The organism is Pseudaminobacter sp. Soil_N_29 (assembly GCF_057656055.1).
In genome coordinates, this window is sequence record NZ_JBDGLC010000001.1 from 614,386 (window position 1) to 630,121 (window position 15,736).

A 15,736-nucleotide genomic window follows, 5' to 3' on the forward strand; every position below is an offset into this window, starting at 1 on the left:
TAGTGGCGCGGGGTTGACGGCTTGAATGTCAGCTTCCGGGTTGGCCGTCCTTGTCGGCATCCCGCGCCCGCAGGAAATCGTCGGTGGTGAGAATTGGCCGCCGCTGCGGCGCGTTCGGGTCGAAGCCTTCGTGCACCATGGCGGTGGCGCGGCAATTCTCGCACATGCGCACCAGATCGACGTGGCCGGCATTGGTGCCTCGGTACATCCAGTGCTTTTCCTCCAGCTTGGCCACGATGCGCTCGATGCTGCTCCTGGTGCCGAAGGGCGCGCCGCAGGAAATGCACAGGAACGGCTCTTCTTCCTTGAGTGTGCGGCTGGACGCCCCCCAGGCAGCGAAGTCGAGGCGCGGGTCGAGCGTGATGGCGTCTTCCGGACAGGTCGCCTCGCACAGCCCGCATTGCACGCAGGCAATCTCGGCAAAACGCAGCATCGGACGCTCCGGCTCGGCCGAAAGCGCGCCGGTCGGGCACGCCGTGACGCAGGCATGACAGAGGGTGCAGCGCTCGACGTCGAGATTGACGCTGCCGAACGGCGCCCCATGCGACAGGGCGATGCGCTCGACGGGCGCGGGCGCGACACGATGCAGTTCGCCAAGCGCCGTTTCCATCAGGCTGCGCCGGCCGCCAAGCGGCATGAACGAGGATGGGGTGGCGGTTTCCACACCAGCGGGAGCCGCGTCGAGCTCGGTACGTAGACGAAACGGATCGTCTGTCTGGACGATGCGCACGGCGTCTTCTCCGAAGCCCAGCGCGGCGGCCGCAGCTCCGGTCCACGCCGCCACCTGCCACAAGCCGGCAATGTCATGGCGCGGTCGTTCGCGCGTCAGGAAGACGACACCAGCACCGCCATAGGCGAAGACCGCTGCGATGCTCTCGGGGCCGACCTGGGTCACCTCGTTGACGCGGAATGGAATTACGTTGGCCGGCAGGCCGTCGCCATGGCGGGCGAGTGCGTCGATCAGTGGCTCACCGTGGTCGCCGTCGTGGAACAGGATCCTCGCCTGCCTGCCGCCTGCGGCGCGGTAGGCCGAAAGCATGGTGCGCAGGCGGCTCATCTGCTGTTCCGGCCCCGGCGTGGCGTAGGTGGCGGCGCCCGTGGGGCAAGCCGTCGCGCAAAAGCCGCAGCCGCCGCAGATCGCCGGGTCGATGGCGACAGCATCGCCGTTCGGCGTGATCGCGCCGGTCGGACACAAATCGAGGCAACGACGGCAGCCGGTGATGCCGGAGCGGGAATGAGCGCAGAGCGATTCATCGAAGCGGATGAAGACCGGCTTGTCGAAAGTGCCGACCAGACCGCCAGCCTCGAAGATCGCTCTTTCCACCGCGACGGGATCGCGTGGGTCGGCGCGCAGATAGCCCGCCCTGAGCTCCGGTGCGGAGAAAAGCGGCGCATTGCCGGTGAGGTCGAGGATTAGATCGCAATTGGAGACCGCGCCGTCGCGCGGCAGGCCGAATTGCAGCACGTCGCGAGACGAAGCGACCGGCAGGGCAAGGCCGTCTATCGTCAGCTCAAAGGCGCCGAGATGCCCGCGCGCGGTGCGGATGTCGCCCTTGAGCACAGGAAACTCATCCACATGGCTTGGCACCACATTTTCCGGCCGCGTCAGCAGCACGGTGATATCGAGCCGATCGGCAAGCCTGCGGCCGGCCTCGATCGCCACCTCATCGCGCCCGTAGACAAGGATGACGCCGTCGCTTTCGAAGGTGACAGGTATGATCGGCTGTTCCGGTTCGGCAGCGGCAAGCAAGGCGGCCGCCTTCGGCCCTGCGGCTTCGGCATCGTTCGACCAGCCGCCGTTCTCGCGGATATTGGCGAAGATCAGATCGACGAAAGAGGTTTCGGCGGCCACCTCGGCAAACAGCGGCGCCTTCTGCGTGCAGGCCACCGTGACGGGTTCGCCCCGCGCGATCGCCTCGCGGAACAGCGGCAACTGGGCGCCGCACAGATGATCCGCCTGGGTGATGCCGCAGGAGCCGCAGCCCCGCGCGATCGCCTCCCGATCGAGCGGCATCGATTTTTCGCAGGTGCAGATCATGAGATGCGGTTTCACATCGCGCATTCCGCTCTCCCCGCTTTCGCGCCGGCCTGGCGGTCACCTTACATCCAATTCGGAACCAAACCAGACGGGAAAACGTCGAAAACGTTCGGCTGCGCGGTCGACGCCTTGCGCAAAAAGCAACAGGTCAGCTCCGGATCAGCGGTGTCCTACGAGGTTGTGGCCCGGATCGCCGACGCGGACGCCGGACGTTGCAAACGCCTTGTAGACCGGTTCCTGGATTGCAGCGAGCGCGAAAGAACCCGCAACGGCAAGGATGATCAAAGCGATCACGGCTGAGACGAAGGCTTTCATGACGTGTTCCCTTCATGTGCCCGTCGCCAACTATGGCTCAGGCGCGCGGCAAATCAAGAACACGTTTTCTTTCTGACACCCGTCGTTGAGCGCACCAGGCCTTTGCTCAAACATCGCTTGAGCGAGATCAAGGCGCAGCCGGCCCGTCGGTGCCACAAGTTTGGGCTCCCCCTTGTCCGGAGCCATGCATGAAAGCCAAGGACATCATGACGACGCGGATCGTGACCGTTTGTCCGGGCAACAGCATCAGGCACGCCGCGCAGACCATGCTCGACAAAGGGGTGAGCGGGCTGCCGGTGATCGACGACGACGCACGTCTCGTCGGCATCATCAGCGAGGGGGATCTCATGCGCAGGGCTGAGTTCGGCATCCGGCCCGCCTCGGCAGCGACGATCCCCTCCTCGGAACAACGCGCCCGCGCCTATGTGAAAAGCCACGGCATGAATGTCGGCGACGTCATGAGCAGCAATGTCGTGACGGTCGACGAGGAGGCTCCTGTCAACCGCATCGCCGCCCTGATGGAAGAACATCGCATCAAGCGCGTGCCCGTGACGCGGGCGGGAAAGCTTGTCGGCATCGTCAGCCGCAGGGACCTCATGCGTGCAATCGCCACCTCCAGTCTCGATGAAGTCGCGGCAGGCGATGCCGCCCTGCGCCGCAGCGTCATGGCACGGCTCGGGGAAGATGCGGGTCTGGAGACCGCGAGGCTGAACGTCACCGTAGCCAACGGGATTGTCCACTTCTGGGGAAATATCGATTCCGAGAGCCAGCGGGACGCGGCGCGCGTGGTGGCGGAAGGCATGCGGGGGGTGGCGGGCGTGGTAGACCACATGCATCTGCGCCGGCACGAAGGCGCGCATGACGAAACTGGCGGGACAACATCGGCGGCCGAGCCATGGCGGCAATCCTGACACTGACGCTCAACCCGGCGATCGACATTTCCAGCGAGACCCAGGTGGTGCGCCCCACCCGCAAGATCCGGACCTCACGGACCCGATACGATCCCGGCGGCGGCGGCATCAACGTCGCCCGTGTTATCACAGCACTCGGCGGAGATGCCGAAACCCTGTTTCTCGCTGGCGGAGAGTTGGGGGCGCTCTTCGACAGCCTGCTGGAAAAGGAGGGCATCCGGCGCCACCTAGTGCCCATCGCCAATCGAACGCGGATCAGCTTCATGGTGCGGGAACTCGGAACCGGCCTGGAATACCGCTTCGTGCCTGAAGGGCCGGTAGTCCATGCCAGGGAACTCGAGCACTGCCTGGACCTGATTGCGTCCGACAGAAGCGATTATGTCGTGGCCAGCGGCAGCCTGCCTGCCGGGGCACCGCCCGACATCTATGCGCGAATGGCAAGATCAGTAGCCGCGCGTGGCGGCAGGTTCGTGCTTGATACCTCTGGCCCTGCGCTCGGCACCACGCTCGAGCAGTCGCGCGTCTATCTTGTGAAACCAAGCTCCGGCGAATTCGAGCATCTCATCGGCAGGAAGCTGGATGAAAACGAGGTGATGCAGGCCGCAAGCGAGATCGTCGCGCGGGGTTCTGCCGAACTGGTGGCGGTGACGATGGGGGCGGACGGCGCGATCCTGGCAAGCAAGGAGGGGGTGCTGCGCCTGCCGGCCATACACGTTCGCGTCCGCTCTGCCGTCGGCGCAGGCGACAGCTTCCTTAGCGCAATGATCTGGGCGCTTTCGCAGGGCCGGCCGCCTATCGAGGCTTTCCGGCTCGGCATCGCGGCCGGGGCCGCCGCCGTGATGCGACCCGGTACCGAGCTTTGCCGGCGTGAGGATGTGTTCAGGCTCTATCAGGCGGGAAGCGCGATGGCCCCGGAGTCACAGCAGCTTCACGGCGGTATCCTTGCCTGATCACTGCCGGTCGAGTTCGTCAGGAGCCGGGTGGTACGCGCATGGACAAGGCCACCGCCGTGCCGCGCAGGCCAGCATCGATCGACCTGACGACATAGATCGGGATCGGGGCGAGATAGGATGCCAGGCGCCCCTTGTCCTGGAACGCCTGGTTGAATGCTGCGGCGCGAGACGCGTTTCCCGCCTGGTCGGCGAAGATGTTCGGCGCCATGCTGCCGGCGAGATAGACCCCTCCCCGTGCGCCATAGACCAGCGCCATATCTCCTGCAAAGCGGCCGAGCCAGCTGGCGAGATAGCCGACCGCGTCTTCGGCGAGGCGGTCTTCACCACCCGTCGCAGCTTCCATGATCTCGCCGGCCGAAAGCCTGGCATCCACGCCCCTCGTCTCGCCCAGCACGCGGAAGATGGCTTCAAGCCCGGGACCCGAGATCAGGCGCTCGGCGGATACATGGCCCTTGCCCTTCCGGATACCTTCGACGAGCAGCAGTTCCTCGGCATCCTTCACCGCAAACGACACATGCCCGCCTTCTCCCGGCAGCGAAATCCATCCGCCTGGAGATGATGCCAGCGCGGCGAGACCCAAGCCTGCTCCCGGCCCCAGAACAACCTTGGTCGCGCCCTCGACCGGCTCTCCGCCGCCGATCCTGTGAAGGTCGTGCGCGCCCAGATACGGCAAGGAAAGCGCCAGCGCTTCGAAATCGTTGAGGAGATGGACATGCGTCGCACCGGTCGCGGCCCGCAACTCCTCGCGCGTGAAAGACCAGGGAAGATTGGTGAGATTGACCACGCTGTCGGTGACCGGACCAGCCACCGCGAAACCCGCCATCGTCGGGCGGTAGGGAATGGAGGCCAAATAGGCCTCTATCGCGGCCTGCAGCGACGGGAACATGTCGCAACGCAGCGCGACGAAAAGCGTGATCGTCAGCTCCTCGACATCGGTAATGGCGAACCGAACCTCGGTACCGTCGATCTCGCCAACAAGTGCCATGCGCGGATTGACCGTCATGGGTATGACTCTCACTCCAATGCCCTGCAATGCTTCCTCGACCTGACCGACGCTGTCCTTGATTTGAATCAGATCGCAGGATGGCTGCTGGATTTTGACCGGGATCAATGAGGCTCCGCCGCGGAAGCGGCAGGTTGGCAGCTTGGATTCCCCCTGGAGGATGGCATGGGCAACCGGCCCGACAGCGAGGCCGCTCGAAACAGCGCACCCCTTCAGGCTACGTTATGGTTTGATGAGATCCGGCGCGGCGACGTGGCGCGCGTGGGCGGCAAGAACGCCTCTCTCGGCGAGATGACGCAGGCACTGGCGGCCGACGGCATCCGCGTACCTCCGGGCTTTGCCACCAGTGCGGAAGCCTATCGGGACTTCATCGCCTTCAATCGGCTGGAGGAGCGGATCGCCTCCTGCCTCAATGACCTCGCGGCCGGCAAGGCCAGCCTCGCGGAGACCGGCTCGGCGATCCGGCGCCTGGTGCTCCACGGGCAATGGCCGCAAGCCACGGCCACGGCGATCACCACCGCCTATCGGGAACTTTGCAGGCGCACCGGCAAGGCCAACCTGGACACCGCCGTGCGCTCGAGCGCCACGGCCGAAGACCTGCCCGACGCCAGCTTCGCCGGCCAGCAGGAAACTTTCCTCAACGTGCGCGGCGAACAGGCCGTCCTGAATGCATGCCGGCGCTGCTATGCCTCGCTGTTCACCGACCGCGCGATAAGCTACCGCCAGGCCAAGGGCTTCGACCAGACGAGCATCGCTCTGTCGGTGGGGGTGCAGCAGATGGTCCGCTCCGATCTGGGCGGTGCCGGGGTGATGTTCTCGATCGATACCGAAACCGGCTTCAAGGACCTGGTCGTGATCAATGCCGCCTGGGGGTTGGGCGAGAACGTGGTGCAGGGCACCGTCGACCCGGACGAGTATCAGGTCTTCAAGCCGCTCCTTTCGGACACTTCGCTGGTGCCGATCACCGGCAAATCACGCGGCGACAAGGCCTGGAAGGTGATCTACGCCGATGCCGACAGCCCGACGCGCAATGTGCCCACGTCGAAAGCCGAGCGGCGGGCGTTCGTGCTCTCGGATACCGAAATCCTGAACCTCGCCAGATGGGCGGTGCTGATCGAGGCCCATTATGGCTGCCCGATGGACATGGAATGGGCAAAGGATGGCGAGACGGGCGAGATGTTCATCGTCCAGGCCCGGCCGGAAACGGTCCAGTCGCGGCGGGAGGCCAGTTCGTTCAAGTCCTACCGGATCGTCGACAGGGGGCAGCAACTGGCCAAAGGGCTCGCCATCGGCGACGCCATCGTTGCGGGGCGCGTTTGCCTGATCGAGGAACTGAGCGACATCGATCGTTTCGTCGACGGCGCGATCCTCGTCACACCGAACACCGACCCGGACTGGGTGCCGATCATGAAGCGCGCGACGGCAATCGTCACCGACCACGGCGGACGCACCTCGCACGCTGCCATCGTAAGCCGCGAACTCGGTCTGCCGGCAATCGTCGGCACGGCCAACGCCACTGAGGTGCTGCACAACGAGCAGGAAGTGACCGTGTCCTGTGCGGAAGGCGACCAGGGCTTCGTCTACGCCGGCAAGGTAAAGTTCGAAACCGAAACGGTGGACGTGGCCGACCTGCCGCAGACCCGCACCGGGGTGATGCTCAACCTCGCCAATCCCGCCGCCGCGCTGCGCTGGTGGCGGCTGCCCGCCGACGGGGTCGGCCTCGCCCGCATCGAATTCGTGGTCGCCAACCACATCCGCATCCATCCAATGGCGTTGGTGCACCACGCCACGCTGAAGGACGAGGCCGCGCAACGGAAGATCGGCGAGCTGACGGCGGGCTATGCCGACAAGACCGAATATTTCGTGGACCGGCTCTCGCGCGGCCTCGCGCGCATCGCCGCGGCCGCCTATCCCAAGCCGGTCATCGTGCGCATGAGCGACTTCAAGACCAACGAATATGCGAGCCTGATCGGCGGTGCCGAGTTCGAGCCGCGCGAGAGCAATCCGATGATCGGGTTTCGGGGCGCCTCGCGCTACTACTCGCCGCGCTACCGTGACGGCTTTGCCCTTGAATGCCGTTCAATCAGGCGCCTGCGCGAGGAGATGGGATTCAGGAACGTGGTCGTCATGATCCCGTTCTGCCGGTCGGTGTCGGAGGCCGACCGGGTGCTCGAAGTCATGGCCGAGAACGGGCTGAAGCGCGGTGTGGACGGTCTTCAGGTCTTCATCATGTGCGAGATCCCGTCGAACGTGATCCTCGCCAGGGAGTTCGCGCAGCGCTTCGACGGTTTCTCGATCGGCTCCAACGACCTGACGCAGCTGACCCTTGGCGTCGACCGCGATTCACATGAGCTTGCAGACCTGTTCGACGAGCGGGACGCCGCCGTCAAATGGATGATCGCCAGGGTCATCGCCGAGGCCCGCGAAGCGGGCGCGAAGATCGGGTTGTGTGGGCAGGCACCGAGTGACGATCCCGAGTTCGCGGAGTTCCTGGTCGCATGCGGGATCGACACGATTTCCGTGAGTCCCGACAGCTTCATCGCCGTGAAGCGAAAGGTTGCCGCCGCCGAAGCCCGTACCGGGCCTTGACTGCACAGCCACAGCCCCCTTGGATCGCTGCCGCTAGCCACGCCGCGCGGTCTGAGGCCACAAGCTTCTGAGGGCGACGGGCATCTGGTCGATGATCTTCGCCACCTCGCCCGGGTCGACTTCCTCGAAGATAACCTCGAAAATTCCGTGCGCGGCGGTGTGGGCATCGATCGGGAATTTCGGCGGCAAATCCCTCGCGACATGCTCGCAAAACTCATCGAGGGTATGATCCAACTTCGGCTTCTCAGCCATGTGCCATCCTTCGAAGTACAGTCCACGGATCACCATTGGCAATTGCGCGCCGAAGTGGACCGCCATTTCCGGCGTCAGCCTGTCACGCAAGGCATGCAGCGTCGCGCGAAGCGCGCTGTAGGCGTGGCGCCGGTCGTCGAAGTGAAGCTTTTCCGCTGCAGTCTTGAGCCAGATATTGCCCTCCTGCACGGTGTGATCAAAGGTGGGGTGCCCGCTACTCATCGGCCAGCTCCATGACAAAGTATCGTTCGCTGCCTGTCAGGCTCGCGTCTTTGATATGTTAAGGGCCAGAAGCGTGATTTCTCATTGACGTACGTCAATGAAGCCGCACCCAATGCAGCCGGGTTGACGCTCATCAATGCCCAGCCGCAGCCATGGGGCAAAATGCGACGAGCATCTTTCATGGGTGATCGGCCATGCCGGTCCACAATGCCGACATCGCCAGGCTTTTCGATCACCTGGCCGACCTTCTGGAGATCGAGGGGGCGAACCCGTTTCGGATACGTGCCTATCGTCGGGCGGCGCAGACGATCGAGGACCTGCCCGAGAGCATCGCGAAAATGGCAACCGAGGGCCGCGATCTCTCGGAGCTTCCCGGCATCGGCGAGGACCTCGCGGGCAAGATTGCCGAGATCGTCACCACAGGCCATCTGAAGGTTCTGGAGGAGGTCGAGACCCGCACTCCCGACGAGCTTGCGATGCTTGCGACCCTTCCCGGGCTGGGGCCGAAGCGAGTGAAAGCGCTGCATGCAGTGCTCGGCATCAAGTCCATGGACGACCTGGCCAGGGCTGCGGCTGCCGGCCGCATCCGCGACCTGCGAGGGTTCAGCGAGGCGGCAGAATTGAAGCTGCTCGAGGCCATCGGCAAACAACGGGTTGCGGTGCAGCGTTTCAAGATATCGGTGGCGGAAGATTTCGCGCGCGGGCTTGCTGAATATCTCCGGTCCGCGCCGGGCGTGCAGCAGATCGTCGTGGCCGGCAGCTTTCGGCGTCGCCGCGAGACCGTCGGCGATCTCGACATACTGGTGACAGCCGAAGACGGGCCGGCTGTGATCGAACATTTCGTCAGATATGACGAGGTGGACAAGATACTGGCAAAAGGCCCCACCCGCTCAACCGTCGTGCTCAAGGCCGGGGTGCAGGTGGATGTGCGCGTGGTTCCCGAAGAAAGCTATGGTGCGGCGCTGCACTATTTTACCGGCTCCAAGGCCCACAACATCGCAATCCGCAAACTGGCTCAGGACAAGGGCCTCAAGCTCAATGAGTATGGCATCTTTCACGGCGAAAGCCGGGTGGGAGGGAGCACCGAAGAGCAGGTGTTCGCTGCCGTGGGGCTTCCCTATATCGTGCCGGAACTGCGGGAGAACCGCGGCGAGATCGAAGCCGCGCGCGCAGGCCGATTGCCTCGACTGCTCGAAGTCGGCGACATCCGCGGCGAACTGCACGCGCACACGAAGGCGTCGGATGGCAAGAACAGCCTGCTCGAGATGGTCGAGGCCGCCCGGGTGCTGGGCTACGAATACATCGCCATCACCGACCACTCGCGCCATGTCACGGTTGCCCATGGGCTGGACGAGCAGCGCCTGGCGGCGCAGCTCGACGAGATCGACCGGCTGAACGATCTCGTCGATGGCATCCGTATTCTGAAGTCTTCGGAAGTGGACATTCTCGCCACCGGCGAGCTGGATTTTCCCGACCGGATCCTGAAGCGGCTCGATCTCACGGTTTGCGCGGTCCACTACAAGTTCGAGCTCGACATCAAGGCGCAGACGGAACGCATCATTCGCGCCATGGACAACCGCCATTTCAATATCCTGGCGCACCCGACCGGCCGACTGTTGGGTGAGCGGCCGGGCTATGCGCTGGACCTGGAGCGCGTGATGGTCGCCGCCAAGGAACGCGGCTGCTTCCTCGAGGTCAATGCCCACCCCGCGCGGCTCGACATCGACGACGTGCACTGCCGCGCGGCCAAGGAGCTTGGACTGAAGATCGCGATCTCGACGGATGCGCATTCGACCATCGGGCTCGGAGCCATGCGCTTCGGCGTCGATCAGGCCCGCCGCGGCTGGCTGGAGCCGGCCGACGTGCTGAACACTCGGCCATGGGCTGAACTCAAACAGCTTCTGGCTCGGTGACGGGCCACTCCCATGCCTCGTCATCATTGGGCGAGATATCTGGCCACGCCATCGAGGGTGAAGAGCTTGGGATAGTCGGATTCGGGAATCTCGGTCCCGGTGCGCTGGTGCAGGGCGACTACGAAGTTGAGAAAATCCATTGAATCGATGTCGAGCCCTTCGCGGATATCCTGTCCGCCGGCAAGCGTCGAGGGATCGGTGTCGGGCGCGATATCGCTCAGTATGCCGATGGCGATCTTTCGGATTTCGGCTTCGGTCATAGTCTGTCGGGCTCCTGGAGCAGGCGCTCGATGGCGGAGATGAACAGCCCTCCGATGTGCCCGTCGCTGGCCCTGTGGTCGGCTCCCAGCGAGGCGACAAGCAGGGGGCGGACAGTCACCCGGCCGTCGACCACCCACGGGCGCTCGGCGATGCGGCCAAACCCCGCTATCGCCACTTGCGGCGGGTAGATGACGGGCGTGACGGAATCGACGCCACGGTCGCCGAGGCTGGTGACGGTGAAGGAGGGATCGGTCATCTCGGAGCTGCGCAGGCCGCCAGCCCGAGCCCGGCCGACAAGGTCGCGCAGGGCTTCCATGAGCTCGGGCAGTTTCATCCTGTCGACATCGTGGATTGCGGGTGCGATGAGCCCGCCGCCCCGCAATGCGATAGCCCAGCCTATGTGAACCCCGCTGCTCGGTCGGAAATGACCGTCGATCCAGAAACCGTTGAGCTGCGGCGTCTGGTCCAGCGCCAGTGCCGTTGCCTTCAGGAGCAGCACCGCCGGCAGCAGGCGACGCTCGGGCGGCAGTTGGCTGTTAAACTTTTCGAGCCAGGCCAGCGAGGGGCCCATGTCGATGGTGGTGCTGAGATAGTAGTGCGGGATTTCGTGTTTGGAGAGCGACATGGCCGCCGCGATGCCCTCGCGCATCTGCTCGGGGTCGAACCCGCGGCGCGGCTTGGCTGGCGGCGGGGAGACGGCAGGTTTGACTGGCGGCGGTGCCGCTTCGACATCGGCGAGCGTCACCGAACCGTCGATGCCGGTGCCTTCAAGCAACTCGGGATCGATCCCGAGCTCGGCTGCGCGGCGCCTTGCGGCGGGAGTCACTTTGGCGCGCCGGCCTGCAGCAGGTGCGAGTGGCGCTGCAGGCTGCGGCGCCATCCTCGCAACCTCGGGCACGGGAGGCATGGCGAATGCCGGCTCAGGGGCCTTTGCGGCGACGGGCGCGGGTGCACGAGCCGGCTGGGGTGACGGGGCAACAGCAGGCGCTTCGTTCGGCCGCGTGAAGCGGGCCAGAAGCCCGCCGACCGGAACGATATCGCCGGCCGCGGCGCAGAGTTCGGAAATCTCCCCTTCCTCGAATATGTCGACCTCGAAAGCGCCCTTGTGGGTCTCCACGACCGCGATGACGTCGCCCTTCCGGACCCGGCTACCGGGCTTGACGACCCATTCGACGAGCTTGCCGCCCTGCATGTCGGCGCCGAGCGATGGCATGACGAATTCGCTCATCGCGGCCTCACCAGGCTGCGTACGGTCTCAACGATTGCGGGAACCTGCGGCAGCGCCGCCTCTTCCAGGTGGCGGGCATAGGGGATCGGCACTTCGCGGCTGCAGATCCGCCGGATCGGCGCGTCCAGTTCGAAGAAGAGGTCTTCGCAGATGCGCGCCGCGATCTCGGCCGAGATCGAACCGCTCTTCCAGCCCTCGTCGACGATGACGCAGCGCCGGGTGCGCGCGACCGACCCGAAGATCGTGTCGTTGTCCAGCGGGCGAAGGACGCGCAGGTCGACCACTTCCGCCTCGATGCCTTCGCTTGCAAGCGTCTCGGCCGCGGCGAGCGACTTGGGCAGACCGTTGCCATAGGTAAGCACGCTGACGTCGCGCCCGGGGCGCCGGACCTTGGCCGTGCCGATGTCCACCGACTGGATCGTCGGATCGAGGTCGCCTTCGGCATTGTAGAGCACGACATGCTCGAAGATCAGCACCGGGTTCGGGTCGGCCAGCGCCGCCTTGAGCATGTAGCGCGCGTCCTCCACGGTTGCGGGCGTCAACACCCTGAGGCCCGGAACATGCGCATACCAGCCCTCCAGGCTGTGCGAATGCTGGGCGGCAAGCTGCAGCCCGGCGCCCGTCGCCATGCGGACGACCAGCGGCACGGCAAACTGCCCGCCCGACATATGCGCGATCGTGGCGGCATTGTTGAGGATCTGGTCCAGCGCAAGCAGGCTGAAATTGCAGGTCATGATCTCCACGATCGGCCGCATGCCCGCAATTGCCGCCCCGATACCGGCGCCGACAAAGGCGCTCTCGGCCAGCGGCGTGTCCCGGATGCGGCTGGGGCCGAATTCGGCGAGCAGTCCCTTGCTGACGGCGTAGCAGCCACCATAGAGGCCCACGTCCTCGCCCATCAGGAAGGTGCGCGGATCGCTCATCAGCGCCTCCCGGATCGCCTGCCGGTGCGCCTCGCGGTAGGTCATGCGGACAGGCTGGGCACCGGCATCGTTCATTGCGGCACCTCGTCCATCACCACGAAGCGTTCCAGCGCCGCCACTTCTTCCGGATGGCCGGCTTCGGCGAAGGCCACGGCCGCCTCGACCTCAGCATCCACTTCGTGCTCGATGCGTTCGAACTCCGCTTCCGACATCATGTGGGTCTCTTCCAGCCAGAGCCGCATGCGCGGGATGGGATCTTTCTCTTTCCACCGCGCGATCTCTTCCTTGGTGCGGTAGAGCTGGGCGTCGAACATCGAATGGGCGCGGAAGCGATAGGTGTGGCATTCGAGGAAGGCAGGGCCGTTGCCGGCACGGATCTTCTCGATAGCCCGCCGGGCCGCCGCCTCGACGGCGATCGGGTTCATGCCGTCCACGCTTTCGCTGGGCATGCGATAGGCCTGAGCCTTGCGGAAGATGTCCGTCTCGGCCTCCGCCAGTTCCAGCGGCATGCCCATCGCGTAGAGATTGTTCTCGCACACGAACAGCACGGGCAATTGCCAGAGTTCGGCTAGGTTCATGCTTTCGTGAAATTCGCCCTCGCCGGCAGCACCCTCGCCGAAGAAGCAGGCGGTGACGGCGCCGGGGCGAAGCTCCCTGTCGGCCAGCGCAAGGCCAACGGCCAGCGGCAGGCCGCCGCCGACAATAGCGTTGCCGCCATAGAAGCGCCTGGCCTTGTCGAAGAAGTGCATCGAGCCGCCGCGGCCGCGGCAGCAGCCTTCTTCATTCCCGTACATTTCGGCCATCAAAGACCCCATGGCGATTCCCCGGGCGATCGCGTGGCCGTGCTCGCGGTAGGTGGCGACGATGGCATCGCGCTCTTCCAGCACCTGCATGACGCCGACTGCCACCGCCTCCTCGCCATCGTAGAGGTGCAGGAAGCCGCGGATCTTCTGCGCCTGGTAAAGCTCGGCGCACTTGGCCTCGAACACGCGTATGCGCAGCATCTCGCGGAAGAGGTGCTGGCCATGCTGGCGGTCGAGATGCAGCCTTTCGTTCATTTTTCGTCGCTTTCGAGCGTCGACAGGTCTCCCTCCGGCAGGCCGAGTTCGCGCGCTTTCAACAGCCTGCGCATGATCTTGCCCGAGCGGGTCTTGGGCAGGTTGGATCGGAAGTCGATTTCCTTGGGCGCTACGGCGGCGCCGAGACGCTTGCGGCCGTGGCCGAGCAATTGCTTGCGCAACTCCTCGCTCGGCTCGAAGCCGGGCTTTAGCGCGATGAAGGCCTTGACCACTTCGCCCACCGTGGGATCGGGGATGCCGATGACCGCAGCTTCGGCCACCGCAGGGTGCTCCATCAGGGCGCTCTCCACCTCGAAGGGGCCGATGCGATGGCCCGCCGACTTGATGACGTCGTCCGAGCGGCCGACGAACCAGAAATAGCCGTCGGAATCGCGCCGGGCGAGGTCGCCGGTAAGGTACCAGTCGCCAGCAAAGCACTTGCGATAGCGTTCCTCTTCGTGGAGATAGCCGCGCATCATCGAGGGCCAGCCCTTGCGGAGCGCCAGTTCGCCCTCCTGCATTGGCGCCTCGATCACTTCGACGCCGCCGCCTTCAACTCGCCGGACGATGGCGGCCTCGATGCCCGGCAGCGGCACGCCCATCGAACCGGGCTTGATGTCGAGCGCAAGCAGGTTGGCGATCATGATGCCGCCGGTCTCGGTCTGCCACCAGTTGTCGTGGAACGGCATGCCGAAGGCTTCCTGGCCCCAGATCACGGCCTCGGGGTTCAGCGGCTCGCCGACGCTTGCCATGAAGCGCAGGGCCGAAAGGTCGTAGCCCTTCACTGCCTCAGCGCCGAGACGCATCATCATGCGGATGGCGGTCGGCGCGGTATACCAGACGCTGACCCGTTCATTTTGCAGCACCGAGTACCAGCTCTGCGCGTCGAATTCGGCCTCGACGACGACATTGGTCACGCCGTTGGTCAGCGGCGCGAGTATGCCGTAGCTGGTGCCGGTCACCCAGCCGGGATCGGCGGTGCACCAGAAGATGTCGTCCTCGTGCAGGTCGAGCGCATAGATGCCGGTGACGTGGTGGGCGACCACCGCCGCGTGCACATGGACAGCGCCCTTCGGCCTGCCGGTGGTTCCGCTGGTGAAATGAAGAAGCGCCATCTCCTCCGGGTCGGTCGGGGCGATGGTGAAGTCGGCCGAAGCCGTCTCGACCAGCGACAGCCACGAATGCAGCCCGGTGCCTTCGACGACCTCCTCGCCCACGAGGATGACGTGCGAAAGGCCGGGAAGGCTTGCGCGCACGCTCTCCACCTTGCGGCGATAGAGGGCGGGGGTGGTGACGAGCACCCTGCCCTCGCCCATCTCGACGCGCGTGGCGATGGGCTCGGGTCCGAAGGCGGAAAAGAGCGGCGAGACGACACAGCGCGCCTTAAGCGCCCCCAGCACCGCCACGTAGAGTTCAGGCAGGCGTCCCATCAAGACGAAGACGCGCTCGCCGGGACGCACGCCAAGGGAATGCAGCGCATTGGCGAAGCGGTTGGTCGCTTCGGCCAGGTCGCGATAGGTGAGTTCCCGGCGCTCGCCTGCCTTGCCCAGCCAACGTATCGCGACCTTGCCCGCTCTGGGCCCGACGGCATGCCGGTCGACCGCTTCGTGGGCGATGTTGTAGCCCTTGCCGCCCGGTAGCCCGTCGAGCAGCTTCCAGGCCTGCGCCCAGTCGAACCGTGCGTATTCACGCTGATAGTCGATCAGGTTGGGCGTTTTCGGGAACAGGGCGGGCCGTTTCACGATCCGGCTGCCTGACGGTTCGGTCAGATGCGCGGACTTCGTCATCATCAAACTGACGCCTGGGCCAAATGCCATATTTGACATCGCAGTTAGCGCGACATGGGTCGAGGTCAACTCGCCAGACCGGGACGCCTTCCATCACCGAAAAAATTTAGGTGTCTCTGAGCCGGCCAGACGAGCCGCGCACATCGCCGCGAACTGGACGGGGCGGCTGCCAAGGCGCAAAGTTCGCTCTAGATCAACTAAAGCAGGGTCGCGGGTGCCGGTTCGGAACCCCGGCCACTGGCTCGACGAGGCAGCGTTGGCCTCGCCGCGACACTCCTGAAAT

Annotated in this window: 13 protein-coding genes; 4 read left to right on the forward strand and 9 right to left on the reverse strand. The window is 65.1% G+C overall.

The window, feature by feature from the left end; genetic code table 11:
• Window positions 1-28: 28 nt before the first annotated feature.
• Window positions 29-2,062 carry a 4Fe-4S binding protein gene (locus AC3A4H_RS02955; protein WP_487765344.1) on the reverse strand — a complete coding sequence of 678 codons (2,034 nt, stop codon included), beginning with the start codon at window positions 2,060-2,062 and terminating at the stop codon, window positions 29-31.
• A gap of 135 nt (window positions 2,063-2,197) precedes the next feature.
• Window positions 2,198-2,353: a hypothetical protein gene (locus AC3A4H_RS02960; RefSeq protein WP_487765345.1), complete on the reverse strand. Its 156-nt coding sequence runs from the start codon at window positions 2,351-2,353 to the stop codon at window positions 2,198-2,200.
• 188 nt (window positions 2,354-2,541) lie between these two features.
• On the opposite strand from AC3A4H_RS02960, the gene AC3A4H_RS02965 reads away from it, so the two are divergent.
• Window positions 2,542-3,264 carry a CBS domain-containing protein gene (locus AC3A4H_RS02965; RefSeq protein ID WP_487765346.1) on the forward strand — a complete coding sequence of 241 codons (723 nt, stop codon included), beginning with the start codon at window positions 2,542-2,544 and terminating at the stop codon, window positions 3,262-3,264.
• Window positions 3,249-4,214, forward strand: a complete 966-nt coding sequence (locus tag AC3A4H_RS02970) for a 1-phosphofructokinase family hexose kinase (protein ID WP_487765347.1) — start codon at window positions 3,249-3,251, stop codon at window positions 4,212-4,214. The genes AC3A4H_RS02965 and AC3A4H_RS02970 overlap by 16 nt, the downstream gene beginning before the upstream one ends.
• Window positions 4,215-4,233: 19 nt before the next feature.
• Here the strand turns inward: AC3A4H_RS02970 and glk are convergent, their stop codons facing one another.
• Window positions 4,234-5,220 (reverse strand): glucokinase, encoded by a 987-nt coding sequence (gene glk / locus AC3A4H_RS02975; protein ID WP_487765348.1) that lies wholly within the window; start codon window positions 5,218-5,220, stop codon window positions 4,234-4,236.
• A gap of 165 nt (window positions 5,221-5,385) precedes the next feature.
• On the opposite strand from glk, the gene ppsA reads away from it, so the two are divergent.
• Complete coding sequence (ppsA, locus tag AC3A4H_RS02980) at window positions 5,386-7,809, forward strand: phosphoenolpyruvate synthase (protein ID WP_487765349.1); 2,424 nt, start codon at window positions 5,386-5,388, stop codon at window positions 7,807-7,809.
• A 33-nt stretch (window positions 7,810-7,842) separates the two neighbouring features.
• Here ppsA and AC3A4H_RS02985 read toward each other — a convergent pair whose 3' ends face one another.
• Window positions 7,843-8,283 carry a DUF2267 domain-containing protein gene (locus AC3A4H_RS02985; RefSeq protein ID WP_348778081.1) on the reverse strand — a complete coding sequence of 147 codons (441 nt, stop codon included), beginning with the start codon at window positions 8,281-8,283 and terminating at the stop codon, window positions 7,843-7,845.
• Window positions 8,284-8,477: 194 nt separating this feature from the next.
• On the opposite strand from AC3A4H_RS02985, the gene polX reads away from it, so the two are divergent.
• The gene (gene polX, locus AC3A4H_RS02990; protein ID WP_487765350.1) at window positions 8,478-10,196 is read left to right on the forward strand and encodes a DNA polymerase/3'-5' exonuclease PolX; all 1,719 of its coding nucleotides are present in this window, start codon (window positions 8,478-8,480) and stop codon (window positions 10,194-10,196) included.
• Between the two features lie 23 nt (window positions 10,197-10,219).
• Here the strand turns inward: polX and AC3A4H_RS02995 are convergent, their stop codons facing one another.
• From AC3A4H_RS02995 to acsA, 5 genes are read right to left on the reverse strand one after another with little or no spacing between them, the layout of a single operon-like run.
• Window positions 10,220-10,456 (reverse strand): acyl carrier protein, encoded by a 237-nt coding sequence (locus tag AC3A4H_RS02995; RefSeq protein WP_487765351.1) that lies wholly within the window; start codon window positions 10,454-10,456, stop codon window positions 10,220-10,222.
• A complete protein-coding gene (locus AC3A4H_RS03000; protein WP_487765352.1) occupies window positions 10,453-11,685 on the reverse strand; it encodes a dihydrolipoamide acetyltransferase family protein in 1,233 nt (410 codons plus the stop codon). Before AC3A4H_RS03000 ends, AC3A4H_RS02995 begins: the two co-directional genes overlap by 4 nt.
• Entirely contained in the window at window positions 11,682-12,683 is a 1,002-nt protein-coding gene (locus AC3A4H_RS03005; protein WP_487765353.1) for an alpha-ketoacid dehydrogenase subunit beta, read from the reverse strand. The genes AC3A4H_RS03000 and AC3A4H_RS03005 overlap by 4 nt, the downstream gene beginning before the upstream one ends.
• Window positions 12,680-13,666 carry a pyruvate dehydrogenase (acetyl-transferring) E1 component subunit alpha gene (gene pdhA, locus AC3A4H_RS03010; RefSeq protein WP_487765354.1) on the reverse strand — a complete coding sequence of 329 codons (987 nt, stop codon included), beginning with the start codon at window positions 13,664-13,666 and terminating at the stop codon, window positions 12,680-12,682. Before pdhA ends, AC3A4H_RS03005 begins: the two co-directional genes overlap by 4 nt.
• The gene (gene acsA / locus AC3A4H_RS03015; RefSeq protein WP_487765355.1) at window positions 13,663-15,456 is read right to left on the reverse strand and encodes an acetate--CoA ligase; all 1,794 of its coding nucleotides are present in this window, start codon (window positions 15,454-15,456) and stop codon (window positions 13,663-13,665) included. The genes pdhA and acsA overlap by 4 nt, the downstream gene beginning before the upstream one ends.
• Between the last annotated feature and the right edge of the window lie 280 nt (window positions 15,457-15,736).